At 33.6% G+C, this 16,911-nt stretch carries 19 protein-coding genes; 2 read left to right on the top strand and 17 right to left on the bottom strand.

What is annotated here, in order from left to right:
* Nucleotides 1-44: 44 nt before the first annotated feature.
* The 17 genes from COD11_RS19225 to COD11_RS19150 form a co-directional block, all read right to left on the bottom strand.
* Nucleotides 45-1,085 (bottom strand): DUF3991 domain-containing protein, encoded by a 1,041-nt coding sequence (locus tag COD11_RS19225; protein WP_098798501.1) that lies wholly within the window; start codon nt 1,083-1,085, stop codon nt 45-47.
* 46 nt (nt 1,086-1,131) lie between these two features.
* Entirely contained in the window at nt 1,132-2,592 is a 1,461-nt protein-coding gene (locus COD11_RS19220) for a hypothetical protein (RefSeq protein ID WP_098798500.1), read from the bottom strand.
* Nucleotides 2,593-2,604: 12 nt separating this feature from the next.
* On the bottom strand, nt 2,605-3,468 hold the full coding sequence (locus COD11_RS19215) for a conjugal transfer protein TrbL family protein (protein ID WP_098798499.1): 864 nt from the start codon (nt 3,466-3,468) through the stop codon (nt 2,605-2,607).
* Nucleotides 3,469-3,477: 9 nt separating this feature from the next.
* Nucleotides 3,478-5,079: a VirD4-like conjugal transfer protein, CD1115 family gene (locus tag COD11_RS19210; RefSeq protein ID WP_098798498.1), complete on the bottom strand. Its 1,602-nt coding sequence runs from the start codon at nt 5,077-5,079 to the stop codon at nt 3,478-3,480.
* Nucleotides 5,079-5,549, bottom strand: a complete 471-nt coding sequence (locus COD11_RS19205; RefSeq protein ID WP_098798497.1) for a hypothetical protein — start codon at nt 5,547-5,549, stop codon at nt 5,079-5,081. Before COD11_RS19205 ends, COD11_RS19210 begins: the two co-directional genes overlap by 1 nt.
* 15 nt (nt 5,550-5,564) lie before the next feature.
* A complete protein-coding gene (locus tag COD11_RS19200) occupies nt 5,565-5,984 on the bottom strand; it encodes a hypothetical protein (protein ID WP_098798496.1) in 420 nt (139 codons plus the stop codon).
* Nucleotides 5,981-6,106 (bottom strand): hypothetical protein, encoded by a 126-nt coding sequence (locus tag COD11_RS27630; protein ID WP_255301646.1) that lies wholly within the window; start codon nt 6,104-6,106, stop codon nt 5,981-5,983. Before COD11_RS27630 ends, COD11_RS19200 begins: the two co-directional genes overlap by 4 nt.
* A 28-nt stretch (nt 6,107-6,134) precedes the next feature.
* Nucleotides 6,135-6,641, bottom strand: a complete 507-nt coding sequence (locus COD11_RS19195; RefSeq protein WP_098798495.1) for a hypothetical protein — start codon at nt 6,639-6,641, stop codon at nt 6,135-6,137.
* A gap of 89 nt (nt 6,642-6,730) precedes the next feature.
* Nucleotides 6,731-7,792, bottom strand: a complete 1,062-nt coding sequence (locus COD11_RS19190) for a bifunctional lytic transglycosylase/C40 family peptidase (protein ID WP_098798494.1) — start codon at nt 7,790-7,792, stop codon at nt 6,731-6,733.
* Nucleotides 7,792-9,204, bottom strand: a complete 1,413-nt coding sequence (locus COD11_RS19185; RefSeq protein ID WP_098798493.1) for a hypothetical protein — start codon at nt 9,202-9,204, stop codon at nt 7,792-7,794. Before COD11_RS19185 ends, COD11_RS19190 begins: the two co-directional genes overlap by 1 nt.
* On the bottom strand, nt 9,205-11,184 hold the full coding sequence (locus tag COD11_RS19180) for a VirB4 family type IV secretion system protein (RefSeq protein WP_098798492.1): 1,980 nt from the start codon (nt 11,182-11,184) through the stop codon (nt 9,205-9,207). It lies immediately after the preceding gene.
* A gap of 15 nt (nt 11,185-11,199) precedes the next feature.
* A complete protein-coding gene (locus COD11_RS19175) occupies nt 11,200-11,793 on the bottom strand; it encodes a hypothetical protein (RefSeq protein ID WP_098798491.1) in 594 nt (197 codons plus the stop codon).
* A 30-nt stretch (nt 11,794-11,823) separates the two neighbouring features.
* Nucleotides 11,824-12,213 (bottom strand): hypothetical protein, encoded by a 390-nt coding sequence (locus COD11_RS19170; protein ID WP_098798490.1) that lies wholly within the window; start codon nt 12,211-12,213, stop codon nt 11,824-11,826.
* Nucleotides 12,214-12,264: 51 nt separating this feature from the next.
* On the bottom strand, nt 12,265-12,615 hold the full coding sequence (locus tag COD11_RS19165; RefSeq protein ID WP_098798489.1) for a CagC family type IV secretion system protein: 351 nt from the start codon (nt 12,613-12,615) through the stop codon (nt 12,265-12,267).
* Nucleotides 12,616-12,671: 56 nt separating this feature from the next.
* Entirely contained in the window at nt 12,672-13,823 is a 1,152-nt protein-coding gene (locus tag COD11_RS19160; RefSeq protein WP_098798488.1) for a hypothetical protein, read from the bottom strand.
* 451 nt (nt 13,824-14,274) lie between these two features.
* A complete protein-coding gene (locus COD11_RS19155) occupies nt 14,275-14,562 on the bottom strand; it encodes a putative quinol monooxygenase (protein ID WP_057525875.1) in 288 nt (95 codons plus the stop codon).
* A gap of 15 nt (nt 14,563-14,577) precedes the next feature.
* Nucleotides 14,578-15,243, bottom strand: a complete 666-nt coding sequence (locus COD11_RS19150) for a type 1 glutamine amidotransferase domain-containing protein (RefSeq protein ID WP_057526778.1) — start codon at nt 15,241-15,243, stop codon at nt 14,578-14,580.
* Nucleotides 15,244-15,524: 281 nt separating this feature from the next.
* On the opposite strand from COD11_RS19150, the gene COD11_RS19145 reads away from it, so the two are divergent.
* Nucleotides 15,525-15,908: a MerR family transcriptional regulator gene (locus COD11_RS19145; RefSeq protein WP_057526779.1), complete on the top strand. Its 384-nt coding sequence runs from the start codon at nt 15,525-15,527 to the stop codon at nt 15,906-15,908.
* 316 nt (nt 15,909-16,224) lie between these two features.
* Nucleotides 16,225-16,785 (top strand): recombinase family protein, encoded by a 561-nt coding sequence (locus COD11_RS19140; RefSeq protein ID WP_062821412.1) that lies wholly within the window; start codon nt 16,225-16,227, stop codon nt 16,783-16,785.
* Nucleotides 16,786-16,911: the final 126 nt, after the last annotated feature.

The following is a 16,911-nucleotide window of genomic DNA, read 5'->3' as shown; positions in this document are numbered from 1 at the left end:
ACTACAGAAACGACTTTATTATTACTGTTCATAATAGTGTCGTATTATAGGTCTAATGATTTCTCAGCGTTTTTTTTTAAGCTTTCATTCACTCGTAATTTAAGCTCATTGTTCCAATCCCATTTCATTTGTCCTTTCGGCATATCTGGAATATCACTGTTTATTGAAATACTCCGGCCATCTTTTAACTGAAGATTATAATTCTGCAATTTATCGATAAATTCTTTTCCTGCACTGTCATTATCCACGCATAAAGTAATCGATTCGAGATCCCGGCCATTTCCCTTTAATTCTTTCAGGGTGTTTTTTATAGTTTGAAAAACAGTTTGCTGCTTCAGTCCATCCATACTTATTAATCTGCAATTTGTAAGTTTTGACCTATTTAATGAAAGGTAGCTTAATAAATCAATCGGTGCTTCAAAAAAGTACAATTTATCAGGATAACCCCTTGTGAAATTAAAACCACTGTTCGTGGCTTCCTTAGTAGTTGGCAGGACTTTTTTAAAATAAGAACGGTCAGCATGGATTCTCTTTTCTTCCGGAATCTCTCTTGTACCTTGTAAATTGGCTCCTATCAGCTCGCCCTTTTCTTTCCATTTGAAAACAACGTTTTTATATGAATCTTCTTTAATCAAATCAGCCTTGATGAATGCTTGCACTAAATCCGGATCTATTTTCCGATCATGAACTAAATAATTATAGACATTTTCCGTAGAACTAACTTCTTTTACATCATAATTAAATTCGCTCGGATAGCTTGGCTCCGACTTTTTAAAACTAGAGAGTGCATTATCCCCTAAATCATCATTTATTTTTTTGACTGCATGTTGAAAAGAAAGGTTATAGACATTCATCAAATAAGTAACTGCATTACCGGAAACGTTTCTACTATTCCAGCTGAAATAATTCTTTCTTGCATTAACCACTAAGCTATCATGATCCTCATGTCTGTAAAAATTATTACCTTCACTTTTTAACGGCTCCCCAATAGATAATAAATAATCAAGGATATTTACATTATTGGCTCTTTCTTTTTCCTCTGCGGAAACAAATAATTTTTCTTGCTTCTCTTCAGCAGCCTTCACCAAAGCTCATCCCCTTTCATATCACTAAAAAAAGCCAGGTATTAACCTAGCTTTTTAAAATCATATTTAAAATCATATTTTTAACATTCTCAACATAATTCTGTACTTCACTTAAAATCGGAAATTTATCGCCTAGATTGAAATAATTAATACATCCGATTGAAATCACCACAAAAGCAACCGTACTGAAGAGAAATTTCAAAGATCCACTACCATAAATCGGAATGCGTCCTAAGCTTTTCTTTTTGGCAGCACGATAACGATCTTCTATTTTAGCTTGCTTTGATTCTTCTCTTTCTTTTTGTCTTGCTGCCCTTCTTAACTCTTTTTCCTGATTTAGCTTTTCTTTTTTTAACTCTTCCATGAATTTTATTTTTTCAAGAGCTAATTTCTCTTCAATTTCTACTTTTTTATTTAAATTCTTCAGTTTTTCTTGTTTTTCGGCTGCCCGTTTCAGGTGATAGTTTTTCATCAACACAAAAGCCTTCTTACTGCCGTTTACAGAGCTTTTCGCCCCCGACCTGACCAATCGTATTGATAGGGACTTAACTTCCTCAAAATCAAGCTCCTGAAGCTTTTCTTTAAACGTCATTTTAGGCACTACTACTGTTGTCTGATAATTTTCTTGTGGCAAAGTTTGAACCTTATCGATCTTCTTGTAATCGATGAGGTCTTGCTGATGTTGAACTTCCTCTATATCACTCTCAGCTTTCAAAATACTAACCTTACGGTCAGCTTCAACTTTTTTTGTTTCAAGTTCCTGAAGCTCTTTTTTTCGTTCAAGTTCATTTTTTTCTAATTCTGTCTCAATACTGGCCAATTCAAGCTCAGCCTTTTTCGCTTCATCTTCGACCTCTTTTAATCGCTGTTCATGCTCATCTTTCTTTTTCTTATCAAGATTTCGCTTTTCCTCCATGAGCTTCATAGCATTTATTTTTTCTTCTTCTAGCTTCCTTAAAGCTTCAATACGCTGAGATTCCTTTACGGCTTCCTCTTTTTCCTTTAATTGTAGTGCCTTTTCAAGAGCTTTTTTTTCGTCCTGTATTTCTTGCATTTTTCTCTGAAATTCAATATCTCGCTGTTGACGTTCTTTTTCATCCTTTTTTAATTGCTGAAGAATATCATTCTTTTCTGTTTTTAACTGTTCTAATCGAACTTTCTCTTCAACATGATTATTAAAGGAAAATGAATCTTCTGTTTCATTTATTTCTCGATTCTCCACTTTCTTAACATAATCAATTACAACCTTAGGAGTACTAGAGTTTTCTTTTATAAGCTGAAAAAGACTTGGAATATCTCGATCTATTATAATCTTGGAATTAAAAACACTTTCTCCGGATTCCATTTCAACAATTTTGTAACTTATTTTCATACTTTGGCCAGACTGTTTATATTTAGTGACAGCTTCTAATAACATTTCATTTGCATCAAAAAAAGTCAGTGGGCGGTCAAACTCAATTTTACTTTTTTCAGCATTTAAACCCTTTTTATATGTGATAAGAAACATACAAATTCCTCCTTACTTCAAGAATTTCATGAGCATCATTCTTGATCCCATTGAGCCTAAGTTTCCGGCTCCTCTTGAAGCAGCACGAGCGCCCCCGCCACCATACCACATATTTTTCAATACAGAAGGTGATTTTATTATCAACGCTCCGGCTCCAATGGCCAAGAATATATTCCCACCCGAAAACAGGATGTTAATTATTAATGTAATTAAGAATATTTTTATTAAAAGGGAAACAACAATCGATATTAGCTCTCTCCACCAAACCTGAAAATAGTTATTATCGTCTGCAATCATTGAAAGAGATACAGGAGCAATAAGAATTTGCATTATTATATAATCTGCATAAAATACACAGACAGAATATAAAAACATAAAGAAAACAATAGCGAAGAAAATCAAAAGAATCATCGCTACGACTCCACCATAGCCAGTTACAGCTAATGCACTGCCAGCTAGTGCAGCTGAAATAACTGCATAAGCACCATTTCCTTCAAAATCAGTTCCTGCCGATGCGAAATAATTTGCAATCGGCAGGGCAATATCTAACATAATTATCTTTATCGCCCAAGGTAGCACTAACATAGCCACTGCACTTTTAATTACTCTTAAAAGTATCTCATCCAAAGGATATTCTTGCGTTCCATTTTGAGTATTAATGATATACTCTATAAGTTTATAAAGAGCAATAACAACGGCAAAAACCCCTGTGAACCACACGAAAAATGTCATTACATTATTAACAAAAGAAGATGTAGGTAAATTAAAAACTAGTTCATTAACCATGACTAGAATCCAGTTCATAAACTCTTCTATCCAGCCATTGATTGTTTCTTCAAGCATTTCTTTCAATTTACCACCGACCCAATCAAACATTTAATCACCTCATTTTGCTTGTTTTAGATCGTCTTCTTCAGACATAGCCTCTAAAACACTCAATGAATTTTGGTACATTTCGATTTCTTCTCTAGCTTGTGCTAATACCTCATCTTGCTCATTTTCAGCTGCGTATTGCTCTTCAATTTCTTGATCTTCATCAATATAATTTTCTTCTTCTAATTGATCCATAAGATCCTCATAAGCAGCGACATCTTTTTCATAAGCTTCTTTAGCTGCATCACTTGTTTTCCTTTTATAAGCCATTTGTGATACCTCGTATTCATCAACTAATCCTGGGAATAATTCAAACTGAATAGCTTTCTTTGCTTTGATCGGATACTTTCCAGCGATTAATACAAGACTATCTTTTTCGGGCATTGTCAAGATTTCATCGGCATTCATTAAGGATCTTTGAGAGTAAGAAAAATTCGAGCTGCTTGACGAACTGCCTGTTTTACCTCGTGAAAGGGATCTTCCACCAGTTTCAACTTTTACAGTTGCTTTCCCCATAAGATTAGAAAAATATGCTGCTGTAGTGTCGTTAACATTCCCTAAACAAATTTTAATAGCACAGTTCCCTAATATAGATTCAGCTTTATCTTTACCGTACTTATCCATCAATTGAGTGTTATTTTGAAGAATCGTACAGCAAGCTATTCTATAACCACGACAAGTGGCTAAAAACTCTTCATAATTATTAAACTTACCTAAGTTGGGGAACTCATCTAACAGGAATACAGTTGGTACAGGAAGCTTCGCACCGTTTTTATCTCCTAAAATATAAAGCTCTTGGAACATCTGCGTAAAAAATAAATTAATAAGCCCTTCCCATGTTGAATCCATTGTAGGAATCAGAACATAAAGCGCAACTTTTCTTGTACCTATATCTTCAAAGAAAAAGTCATTGTTGCTTGTAAAAGCAGCAACTTCATCATCTACATAGTCACCAATTGTTGTAAGTAGACTTATGATAATACTTGCTCTTGTTTTTTCCTGCGACTTTTTAAATCCTAGCTCATAACTCCTTCTTGCTGGGTGTCGCTTATCAAGAGCCATAAACTTCATGTCAAGCTCACTATCACCGTCTTCATTTGCTTCCGGATCAAACTCCTGAAGGAAATCCAAAATCCCTTCCATATTCCTTTTGTCCGGGTGAAATTCTGTCTTGGCATAAAGAATTAGCGCTTTTAATAATCCTAATTGAGCATTAAACCAAATATCTTTTCTTTTAGGATCATTTTTAGCACTTACAATCGTATTTGCAACGGTTGTAGCATCTAAATCTCTCCTAACGTAACCAAAAGGGTTATAGTGGTCTGACAAGGCCATATTTTTAAAGTTTACAACCCTAACTTCATAACCTTGTGCTTCTTTTATTTTTGCCGTTTTCTCGTATACTTCACCTTTTGGGTCCGTAACAACAATGCTGCAATCCGTTATATTTAACATATTTGTAAGTACAAAAGATTGAGTTTTAAAAGAACCCGGCCCACCAACAACGTAATAATTCCTATTAGCAATTTTACTTTTTTCATGCTGGATTAAAGCTTTTCCATCTTTTAACCCCATCACAATCCCACTTGCGTTATTTTCTTGTATTGCAGCCATTATTTCACCTCATTATTTTCAGTGTTATTAATTTTAAAGTATTCATTTAAAAGCTCTTTTTCATCTTTAAAAATAAACCTTTGTATAACTTCATAATTCCTTGTTTCTATTTCTGCAAATTCCATAGTATCTAAACAACTTTCGAGAATTAAGTTAGCCTTTTTAATTAGAAATTGTAGCTTTAAATAATCATTATCTGAAATTGTTAAATGTAATTGTTCAACTTCTTCAACAAGATACATAATCATATGCATATTAAGCGAATTCCCCTGGCGATTACGGGTTAAAAGTAACACTAAAGCTGTTATTGTTGATAAAAGATTCTTATAGTCTTCTTTATAGCTTGTATTTTTTTTAGAAAAGGAGTAAGTATCTTTAGAACGAATAGATGTGTCTAAGAAATTTATTAATTCATGTTCTACTGATTTAATTTCTTCTTTTTTACCCTTAGAGATTTTAAATAATTTCATATACAAAATGTCTCCTTACAGACCGTTTGATTTTAATGTCTTTTTAAGTTGGTTATACATATTCTTACTTGGAATAACGGTAATTTGTTCAGGCACTTTAAATACTTCATGATTTTTTGCCCATCTTGAAGAACCTTGAACACCATATTTCTCTCCAACATTCTCATAATTTTTACTACGAGACTTTAATAAAAGGTAAATGAACAAGAAAAATGCAGCTCCCAATGATATGTAAAGCATAGGGTTAGCTGCTACATGCATTTCCTTGATATTCATAATTGGATGGAAAATAATATCTTTTGTATAATCCATAATAACTCCCGGACTAAATTCCGTTTTATACTCTGCTATAAAAGGAATAAATCCGGCAATGAAAATTGAAAAGTAAAACAAGAAAACAAATAGAATTGAAAATATAGTAATCTTTAACTTCACTTAACTTCCTCCTTCTCTTTTTTACTAATAATACCGATACAATCATTTTTTAAATTGAAGTGATTATGAACAACAATTCCTATAACCACAATAACCCCAATTACTACATTTAAAATTGTCATTAATAATCCTCCCTCTAATTACAATTTTTTAACTCTCTGACATAGAAGCAAATGTTCCTAATGTCTTCAAAGAAATTATTTGCTGTTTTCCATCTGTTTCAGCAACAACCACTTCAAATATTTGTGTTGTTTCAGGACTTTCAACACCCTCAACTTTATAAACAGTATCTATCAAAACTAAGCCTGTTAGCTCTTTTTTTTCAGCTGTTAAATAAAGCCTCATATTATTAATTTTGTTTTCAAATTTAACGTTAGGAATATCCGGAATCCCTGCTGTTGTCAATTGACCGTAAACATCGTCATTGACAAATTCTTTAATTTTTTCAAAACGCTCTTTATACGTTTTAGATGTATATTCATATTGAGTTTTGAAGAAATTCTCAACCACTTTTTTTGCATCATCATTTTCTGCAAGTTTCTCATCAACAATAATTCCTTCAGCTTCATCTAATCCTCTTTCCAAGGACTTGATTTGCTCTTTCAATTCTTTATTAAGTACCTGGTATTCTTTATTATCTTGGCTCTTGCTGCTCACTTAAATCCTAATGCTATATTTGCAAAAACAGAAATTAATAGAGCGATAGATACAGCGATAAAAACCTTAGTATTCAATTTTTCCCCCTCCTATTTCACCACTCGGCCAAAGCCTGCAAAATGTTGTTTCCAATATCCTTGATTCCAATTTGAGTACCCAATCCCACTATTGCTAGCATCGTACATTCTTTTTTCATCAACATAAATTCCTACGTGGGTGATTGAACTTGCCGGACGGCTGGGATTAGTACCTTTGAAAAATACTAGATCTCCCGGTTGTGGATCAGCTACAGGAATTGAATGAGCGTGCTGTTCAGCTGCCGTTCTCGGTAAATCATAACCAAGCTGACGAAAAGCATATTGCATCAATCCACTACAATCAAAACTAGTAGAAGGGCTACTTCCACCCCAAGCATACGGCCAACCATTATATTTCAACACTTCATTCATTAACATTTGATATGTTTCAGGACCTAAAGCTGAAGCATCTGCATTTCCTATATCTCCACTTGCCCCAGGTGTAAGGTATTGCTGCACTAACAAGACATAATACATATTTCCATATGCGTAACGGAAATTTCCGTTAAAATCGGCTATGGGATTGCTATACTTAACAGTTCTTCCGTTTGCCTGATTTTTAGAGAAATTACTCGCTAAATCAAAGGTATATTGTTTGCCGTTACTTTTTACGTAATTATTAAAACCTGAACCAAAGTTATAACTCTGAACAGGGGTCCAAAAGTCCAAATCATTTGAGCGTGCATTCTTGATGACAGATGCAAGATGTTTTACTCCTACCTCAATTGATAAAACGGGATCTGTTATGCTGTTTGGTGGAAGTCCTGAAGATTCTGAGCTTTGCATAATATCAAGCCCTGATCCTCCGGTTTCAACCATCATGATTGCTAATATAACACCGACATATTCAGGTATTCCGTATTCTTCAGCATATTGGCTTACTACAGGCTCCCATGCCAGTACAGCATCATTAACTTTCGCAGTACCTGAATTTCCGGAATCGCCTCCAACTAAAAGCATCACACCAATAACCATCATCATAAAAAAAGACAGTACTATGAGTACTATCTTTTTCCAATGCTTTGCTCCTTGTTGCGCTATGGTTAAAGCGACTTTTGCTGTTACAACATCCATTAAGCATCCATCCCTATTTTTTCATCTAGCTTGATAAGCTCTTTTTGTACTTCAACAAGCTCATCTTCTAATTTTTTAATTTCTGCCTCCCTCTTTATTTTCTCTTCTTCACTTTCCTCTAATGATTCTTCTTGGTTTAAAGATGTGATCTGATCGTTTATACTCTTCACTTGAATTTCTAATTGAGCTTTTTTTATATATTGATTAATCTCTTTAATTTCACCTTTACTTAACTTAAAAAGACCTGCACTATCTGATTTTAATCTTTCTAATATTTCTTTCGCAAATTCATAATTATCATGTTTTATGAATGCTAATGATAATCTTTTAAGTGTATCTTTATCCTCGATTAATGGCGCTTTTGCGACTAAATTATCTGAATCAAAATCTACAATCTCTTTTTCAAAAGCCAAGAATGGTGAATCGGATTTTAACTCTAATAATTCCTCTTCCTGACCAATTTTGTAAAGTCGAGATACAACTTCTTTTTCAATCGTTTTATCATATGAGATAGCTTCATCATATTTCCCGGCTTGAACTAGCATATCTGCAATAACTGCTGGATCTTCCCCTTTACCCTCCATTAATTTGACAGCCTTTTTTGTATCACCACTTGATACAGCAAGTACCAACTCATTTTCGGCCTTGGCTGCGGCCAATTCTTCTTGGAAATTAGCAGCAACATTTTTTTCAATTTGTTTTATTCCTCCGGCGAATAATAAAACTATCAATAAAACTCCAAGACTTCCGAGGTATATTTTTCTTTTAAAACCTTTTTTACGGCTTGTTTCTTGAAATTGCGCCTTTTCATAAAAGCTGGATTGCTCTTTTTCTAGTTCTCTATCAACTAGTGTCTTTAAATCAGCAAATGATGTAGCTGCATTAACAGCGAACATAAATTCATTGTTTTCTTTTCGTAAAAGGTTATCTTTGTTGACTATAAACCTTTTGTAAGAGTGCTTATCACTAAAGAAGCCTAATACAAATAATTTGTACTGATCTAATGTGCTTAAATCCTTATGGAAGGGCAGAAAACCATTAGAACGATAAAGAATTTTTATGTCGTTAAAATTTTTAAAGAAAACATTATTTAAATCTAAGTAAGTCATACCATCCGATTCAAGCAAAGGATCTGTTTCTAAAAGATTTTTAATCAACTGCAACTTAATAACCGGAACATATTTTTTAGCCTTTTCTAAAGGCTCATAACCTTCCGGAAGATTATAAACCAAGTAAATTTTATTGTTTTGTCGGGATATACTCTCTACATCAAAAAAACCCGGTAGCGCAAGCTCCAAGTCTTCGATTTGATCTAAGCTAGAAACCTTAGTGAATTTTTCATCGATTTCTATCTTATATTCTCTTTTATTTACGTACAGAGTAAGGTTATCCATCATTGTAATTTTTTTCATTTAAAACCCCTCAACTTTATTCAATTCATTAGTAATTTGACTAATTTCATTTTGTGAAAGGAGGACTTTATCTGACCAATCCGGCAATTCCTTTGCACTACGACCTGTTTTTTCTTCATATTTCTTAGGATTTAATAACCTTAATTCTTCTTCCGTCAAAACAACTTTTAATAAAGCACGCTGTGCCCCATAAAGAATTAACGCTTCCCCTTGCTTCTTAGCTTTTAAGAAGTGAATTTCTTTATCTGACAACGGAATTTTCAAACGATCGATTACCTGATTAATTTCACGAGGTTCAAAACCGAACATAATTTTAGTGTAACTATTACCAACAATAGCCTCACCGATACCACCCGGAGCATCAAGTAAATCCTGAATTTGTTGTGTTGTTACAGTAGCCCCAGCGTTATACTTTCTAAAACGTTTGTAGGCTTGAAAAAAGAAGTCCGCACTTTCAGGGTTTTTCAACAAAAAGTGAAACTCATCGCAAAATAACTCGTCCGATTGGGATAAATTACTTGTGAATAGCTCCCATAAATAACTGAATGTATTTAGATATGCAGCAGCCTGCATTTCTTTTTCTGTTTGCAAAAGCTTTAAATTAAAGGAAATGATTTTTGCGCTCATATCAACGTTTGTATGGCCATTAAAAAGAGTACTGGACCCTTCAACCATGTCTTCGAGGATAAAGCAATATCGCTCGATTAATTCGAATTTCTTTGTGTCCGTATCTTTCAATTCCTTTAAAGCCTGAAGTAAATCGCTTAAAATTGGCCAATCTTCATGTTTCATTTTATCTAAATCTTTAATTTCTCTAAATTTGTCAAACAATTGCATAGAGATGTTTGAAATGATTGATAATTGAACCTGATCCATGTCAGGCATATTCACTTTATGGAACCCCTTTAAACGGTTAACCTTTTGACGAATTAAATTATCGACGTCTGTTTCTGTTAACTTTCTATCTCTTAGTACACCGTCTTCATCGGAATCCAATGCTTGGGACAGAATTTCAAATGGATTCATTCTAGTAGGACTTGCACTAGAAAGATCAATCACAGTACCGCCAAATTTAATTACATCTTTTGAATATTCGTCTTCCGGATCAATAATATAAATATTATCTTCACCTTCAGCAATCTTCCGGAAAATATTACTTTTTTGATATGTTGACTTACCACCGCCTGAAGTACCTAGAACAATTTTATTCCTATTTAACGTCCGGCCCCTATCTTTATAATCAATGGCAATCCAGGAGTTTGTTTCTTTATTAATTCCTTCAATTGTTGATGTTGGAGTCAAATCACAGATTTCATTATCATCAAAAGGAAAAAACGAGCTTGCGCTAACGGTATTAGTCATAGCATAGGTATACTCTTTCAAATCGTTCAGACCTATTGGGAAGGACGAGAAATAAGCATCTTCTATTCTTCTATAAGGGGTAATTCCCTTTAAATTAATTTTGATTAAAACACGATTCAAACTTTCTTCTAAAGACCTTAATTCAGACTCTGAATGAGCCTGTAACAAGATATACGTGTAAAGATATATAAAAGCACTCTTTTCATCTAAAGACTGTTCTAGCTGCTTCTTAGCCGTTACTAGCTCCCTTTTTATTTGCTCTCGTCTGTAGTGGTCTAACGTTTTTAATAATTCAGCTTCCTTATTCTTTACTGTTTCATTGTAGTGTCTATTTAATATTTCACCGTTTGCCGGCTCTAAATGTTGTGTGATGGTAATATTCCCTTTTAACCTTTTTAACGGAGATAACCAATTCCCTGTTGGCTCGGAAGGATAACTAAGAATCACATAAGGCTTTATATAATTTCCACTTGAAGCTATATATTCTCTGTTCAATTCAAAGACAAAGGGATAACGACTTTCTATCACATCTTTATCTATCAATCCGTCAATCTGATTTTCTATTTTTACTTTCAAATCTTTTTTGGGTTTAGATCCAAACAAAGATAATAAATTCATTTACTCCACCTACTTTTAATGTTGATAAATTGAAGTTTTATAATCTAAAAACTGATGTAAAACCGATAGGGCTTCATTAGCACTTAATACTTCTTGCTGGCTGTCATATGCATTTAACACCTGATGGATAGCCCTCATAATTTCTTCCCTTTTTTCTGTTAACTTGATTTCTGCTTCATGCAGATATTCAAGTGTTGGCTTCTTCAACTTCTCTTTTAATACAATAAAGTGAGCTTTAACAGCCATGCTTAAATCCGTTTCTGTTTTTTGATACTCATATAAGTAACTGGCTCTTAACTGCCGAAGATTTTCATTCACATCCGGATCTTGCGAAGATTTTATATGTTGAAGTTTCCATTTCCTTAAATAATCTCCCATCTTAATAGGAATTGTCATAGAAACTGTTTGGGGGCGATAATGAATATTTTGAGCCAAAAATGCTCCATATTCATCAAAGATAGAGTTTTGTTCGTAAAGTGACAACAAATCAAAATTCACACCTTTTACTTTTATCATGGTGACTAGAGCATGTTCCTTTAGATAAATAAAATCAGAATAAACACCCTCAATCGGACTTATATCATTGAAGGAAATTTCTTTTTCGCTCAAATTATCCAACTCCTAAACTTTTTCTTATTTTTAATCTAAAAATGTATTTTTGGGTTTTACGAAATATATTTTCTTTTTCTTACGATAATCAAGAAACTCTTTTATAAAGTCCTTTGAACGAATATTATCTCTGAATTTAACAGGTCTATAGTTTACATAAACAACTGGAATGACAATTATAAGTACAATAAAAATGGCTTTGATTAACCAAAAAACCATCGAATTATAAGGTGGAATAAACCCTATCCCTATAGAGATCAACAATGCAGGTAAAATATAAATAAGTATTTCTTTCAAAGTCATGTTAGCTAGTATTTTATATTGATTATCTACATTTTTAGGGAAGAACCATTTGCGTCCTCTTCTTCCACTTGAATCTATCATTTCTAACAACGCTTGCTTAACTTGATCTTGATCCATAAAACCACTCCTTAAAAAAATAGAGAAAGCCGGAAGCTTTCTCTATACATCTTATTTGAACAATGAGTAAACCCAAGGGAGAAGCCAAATTAAAGCAGCAGCTGCACCAATAGCAGCTAGAACTCCACCTATACTTTTCCACATTTCATTTTTCACATGAGGATCATCGATGCTAGGTAGATGCTTAACAATAATTTTTAATGAAGCTGCAATACCAACTACTACAACAATCCCTGTTAATACTGTTTGGAATGCAGTAACACCACTTTTTATCTTGGTCTGAACCGTACCTGTAGATGCAGCAAGACCGATTTCAGGAGCCACGAAAAACATAAGAATTGCAAATGCTAGTACACCAACAAATTTAAAAAATCCATTATCAAATCTTTTTACCGATAACATAATCTTTAACTCCTTTAAAAGAGCAAGTGCTTTAAAAGCACTTGCCTTCTTTTTATTTATATTGATAATTCCAATTCTTTTACTTTTGTTTTAATCTCGTTTTGTTCTTGTTTTGGTTCGATCTGAACACCCTTCATCGTGTTATAGATTGATTGATACACTTCAGGATGTTTCGATTTCACAACATTAACAAACGTCTTTAATCCTTCATTTTCTTTCTTTAATTGCTTATTTTGATTTTCCAGATTACCTACAATAGGAGACATATCCGCAAGCGATTGCGAAACTTCCCCAGCTTTTATTTTTGCTGCTTCTGTTTTCGCAGCTTCCTTAACCTCGTCAAAAGCCTTTTGAACTTGCGATAAGGCAGAAGCTTCAGGCTCTTTTTCGATGATCTGATACTTTTTATCAAGGGATGCACTTAAATTTTTAATTTTATCATTCACATTCTGTACTTTTTCAGCCACAGCATTATGAATATTAATTTTCACATCATTAACCTTATTTTCAATTCCGGATCTAACGTTATCTTTTATATCAACAAAAAGTTGTTTTAGACCGTCTTTTAGATCTGTAAAAATCTTGTTTAATTTCCCTTTCATATTTTCCTCTAATTGCGGAATATCTTCATGGGAAGCTTTTTCGATTTTCTCGGAAAAATCGGATAGAAGCTTTTCAAGCTTCGAAAAATGGTGATCCAATAGAGCAGATACTTCAGGATTTTTTGAAGGATCTAAGCCTTGCTCTTCCAGCATGTTTTTAACTTCCTTCATTTCTTGATTAACTGTAAGCGCAATTGGATGGTCCGGCTTAAATTCCTTTGATGAAAGAATATTTTCATTTTCTTTAATAGCAAGCTCTTTATTTAAATTGTAGTATTTAACAGCTTCAGCATAGTCAATTTTAAAATCGTTCTTCGATTCTAATAATAACTCTGCTGCACTAAAAGGAGGGAATGCCTCTTTATCTTCATATGCTAGATACTTTGTTCCAGTAAAACTTAAATCGCCTTCACCATCGATTAAATAGTGCTTTCCTTTTGGTGTGACAATGCCAGTAGCGTAATGACTGAATTGATTATCTGTACCTTCAAATGGATAAACACCTAGCTTGCTGCTTTCTCTTGCTTCGAGTTGTTGTGATCTGATTTTTTCTAGACCTTTTAAGAATTCTTCCATTGTAGGAATTTCATGAAATTTTTTGGCCATTTGTCAATCCCCCTTCTTTAAAGAAATTGATGAATTTAAAAGGACTGCCCCCTGAAAATACACAGGGGGATTTTACATGTTATTTTTTAGGTTTTAAGGGTTCAAAGATTTTATAAACTCTGCTAATAAGTTCTGTTTTTTCACTTTCGTTACTTCGGTAAAAATTGATCTTTTCTTTTACTTTTTCTCTTTCGATTTCTACCGGTTTTTGATTGGTTATTTTATTTAACAGGATGTCTTTTCTCTTTGTTTCATACTTTGAATTTGTTAATTCAATCTCGAAAGTGTACTTTTGAACAGATGTATGATCTTTAGGGGGTAGCGTCAGGAAAATGCGGATTTACAACGTTAAGGAAATTACAATATTAAAAATCCCAATTTCTCAGTATTAAAGTTGAGAAATTGGGATTTTTTCGCTACTCCAGAAAAGCGCCCTTTAATGGAATAACTATTATTGGATTGTTTTAAGCTTATATACCACTCTAGTTGAAACCATTTCAGTGATGTTTTCTCGGTATTCTTGGTAATGCTTGGACTGAATATGGCTATCTATCGCTTCATTGTCTTTCCATACTTCATATAGAACAAAAGTATGATCTTCAATAGATTGATGAACGTCATACTTTATACAACCTACTTCTTCTCTGGAAGCCATTTGGACCTTTTTCAGTTCCGATAATAACTGTTCTTCAAAGCTTTCTTTCGACTTTAAAATGGCGGTGATAATTATTGGTTCCATGCTTTATTTTCCTTATTAATTTCTTTTTTCAAGGGCTTTTACCAATTCCTTACCCAAAGCTTCAGAAGAAAATGGATCACGTCCAGTTACTAATTGATCATTACCCCATACCACTTTTTCCTCTGAGGTATACTCTGCTATCTTTCTCATTTCACCTTCTAGACTATATGGTAAAATGTCAGGAAGTCCTGCAGGTTCTACAGCTTCTGGATAGCCTGTTACTTTCAAACCAGCAATGATACTTTTACCATCAGGACGTTTTGTCCAAATTAAAGGAGCAGGTCCATGACACACGGCAGCAACAATGTTCCCGTTATCATAAATGGTATTAATAATATTATGCAACTCTTCATTCTTGGCTAGGTCATACATGGCACCATGACCGCCAACAACCAAAACTGCATCGTATTCGTTTGGATTGACTTCCGAAATCTTTTGCGTTTTGTCAGCTCTTCCAGATTCATACAATTCTTTATATTTACCTTCAGGGTCAAACTCTTTACTAATACTATTTTTGTCAATTTCAGGTTTACCGCCTATTGGTGAAGCCAAATCCACTTGATGACCCGCCTTCTCCAATAGCTCCATGGGTGCAAATAATTCTTCACCCCACCAACCAGTTTCATAATTGTTTTCTACATCTTTGAATCCACTTGATAATACTGCTAATACTTTAGCCATTTTATATTCCTCCATTATATTTAATATCATGTTCCAAATATAATTATTTTATTAAATAGGTTAATTTATTCTTTTAAGCTACGCATTCTTCCTCGCTCAAAACTCTTATTCCTTTTACCTTTTGCTCACTCTATTCCGTTTTAGTATTATTTATTGAAACTCATATTATCCTCCACTCCTTAAAATTTTTTATTGCCAATAAGCTTGAACAATTTTATTCTATACGTTAAAGTGTGCTTTAACGCAAGTGTAGATAATCTGGAAATTTTAGGAGAGTTAAAATGAAGTTTTATTCTATTAATGATGTTTCCTCTTTTACGGATGTTTCTCCATCCAACCTACGTTACTATGAAAAAGAAGGTTTGTTACCTCCAATTGAAAGGGATAAAAATGGGGTAAGAATTTATAATGAAACAGATTTGGAATGGATCCAGTTTATTAAAGCAATTCGTTCGACAGATATGTCAATCGCTAACATTAAAAGATACGTTCGTTTATTTAACGAAGGCAAAGAGACTGTTCAAGAAAGAAAGGAATTAATTCAAAACCACAAAAAGAAGGTGGAAATAGAAATTGCAGAAAAGCAAAGACATTTAAAAAGATTAGAACGAAAAATAAAATACTATGATGCTATTGAGAGAAGGATGCAAAGAATGAAATTTTAGCTTTAATGTGGAAGAAAATACAAGTCGAATGTTAAGAGAGAGTGCACTTTTGTTGAAAAATCAACAAATCCTAACTAGATATTGTGACTTCTAGATGTCGAATCGACGGAAAACACACTTGTATCTTGAAGAAGAACTAATTATTCTTTGTTCTGTTTGTAACAAAAACGAACGTTTATGTTACGTAAGTCCTGACCAATTTTTTCAGCTAGCAATCTCGCATAACTGACGTAACAAAAATATGTAACAATATTATTTGTAACAATATCTACCTTGAATCGTTTTTGGTACAATTTTAAGAAAGAGGATGATATACATGAAGTTTGGATATATGCGTGTTTCTACACTTGATCAAAATTTGGATCGCCAAAAGAAACAGCTTGAAGAATTTGGATGTGATCGTATTTTCTTTGAAAAAATAACTGGTACAAAACGAAACCGACCGGAGCTGGATCATATGTTGGAATTTTTACGAACGAACGATACAGTTGTGGTAACGGATCTGACTCGTTTATCTCGTTCTACAAAAGACTTAATTGAAATTACAGAGCTCATCTCGAAAAAGGGAGCCCATTTAAAAAGTTTAAAGGAATCCTGGCTTGATACAACAACAGCACATGGAAAAATGCTGTTTACTATTTTCGCTGGTATTGCTCAATTTGAAAGAGATTTAACTTCTGAACGGACTAAGGAAGGGATTCAGGCTGCAAAAAAACGAGGGAAACATCCTGGAAGACCAAAAACCGATGAGGAAAAGGTTAATTATGCCTTATATCTTATAGATCAAGGGATGAGTCGTATGGATGCTACAGAGAAAGCTGGTATCTCTAGAATGACTCTGTATCGTAAGATACAAAACAATAATGAGACCAACTAGTAACAATGGGGCAAAAAGTGCTTGTGTTATGTCTACTTTGCCCCTGGTTACAAGAATGCTGGTACTAGGCCTATAACCACGAATGGTGAACACTATTGTTCCTATTGGGGTAGAGTCCTGAAAATG

The sequence above is a fragment of the Bacillus sp. AFS040349 genome (assembly GCF_002577655.1).
In the GTDB taxonomy this organism is placed as follows: domain Bacteria; phylum Bacillota; class Bacilli; order Bacillales; family Bacillaceae; genus Metabacillus.
Note: the sequence above shows the minus strand (reverse complement) of the source record. Positions and strands in the feature narration are given on the sequence as shown.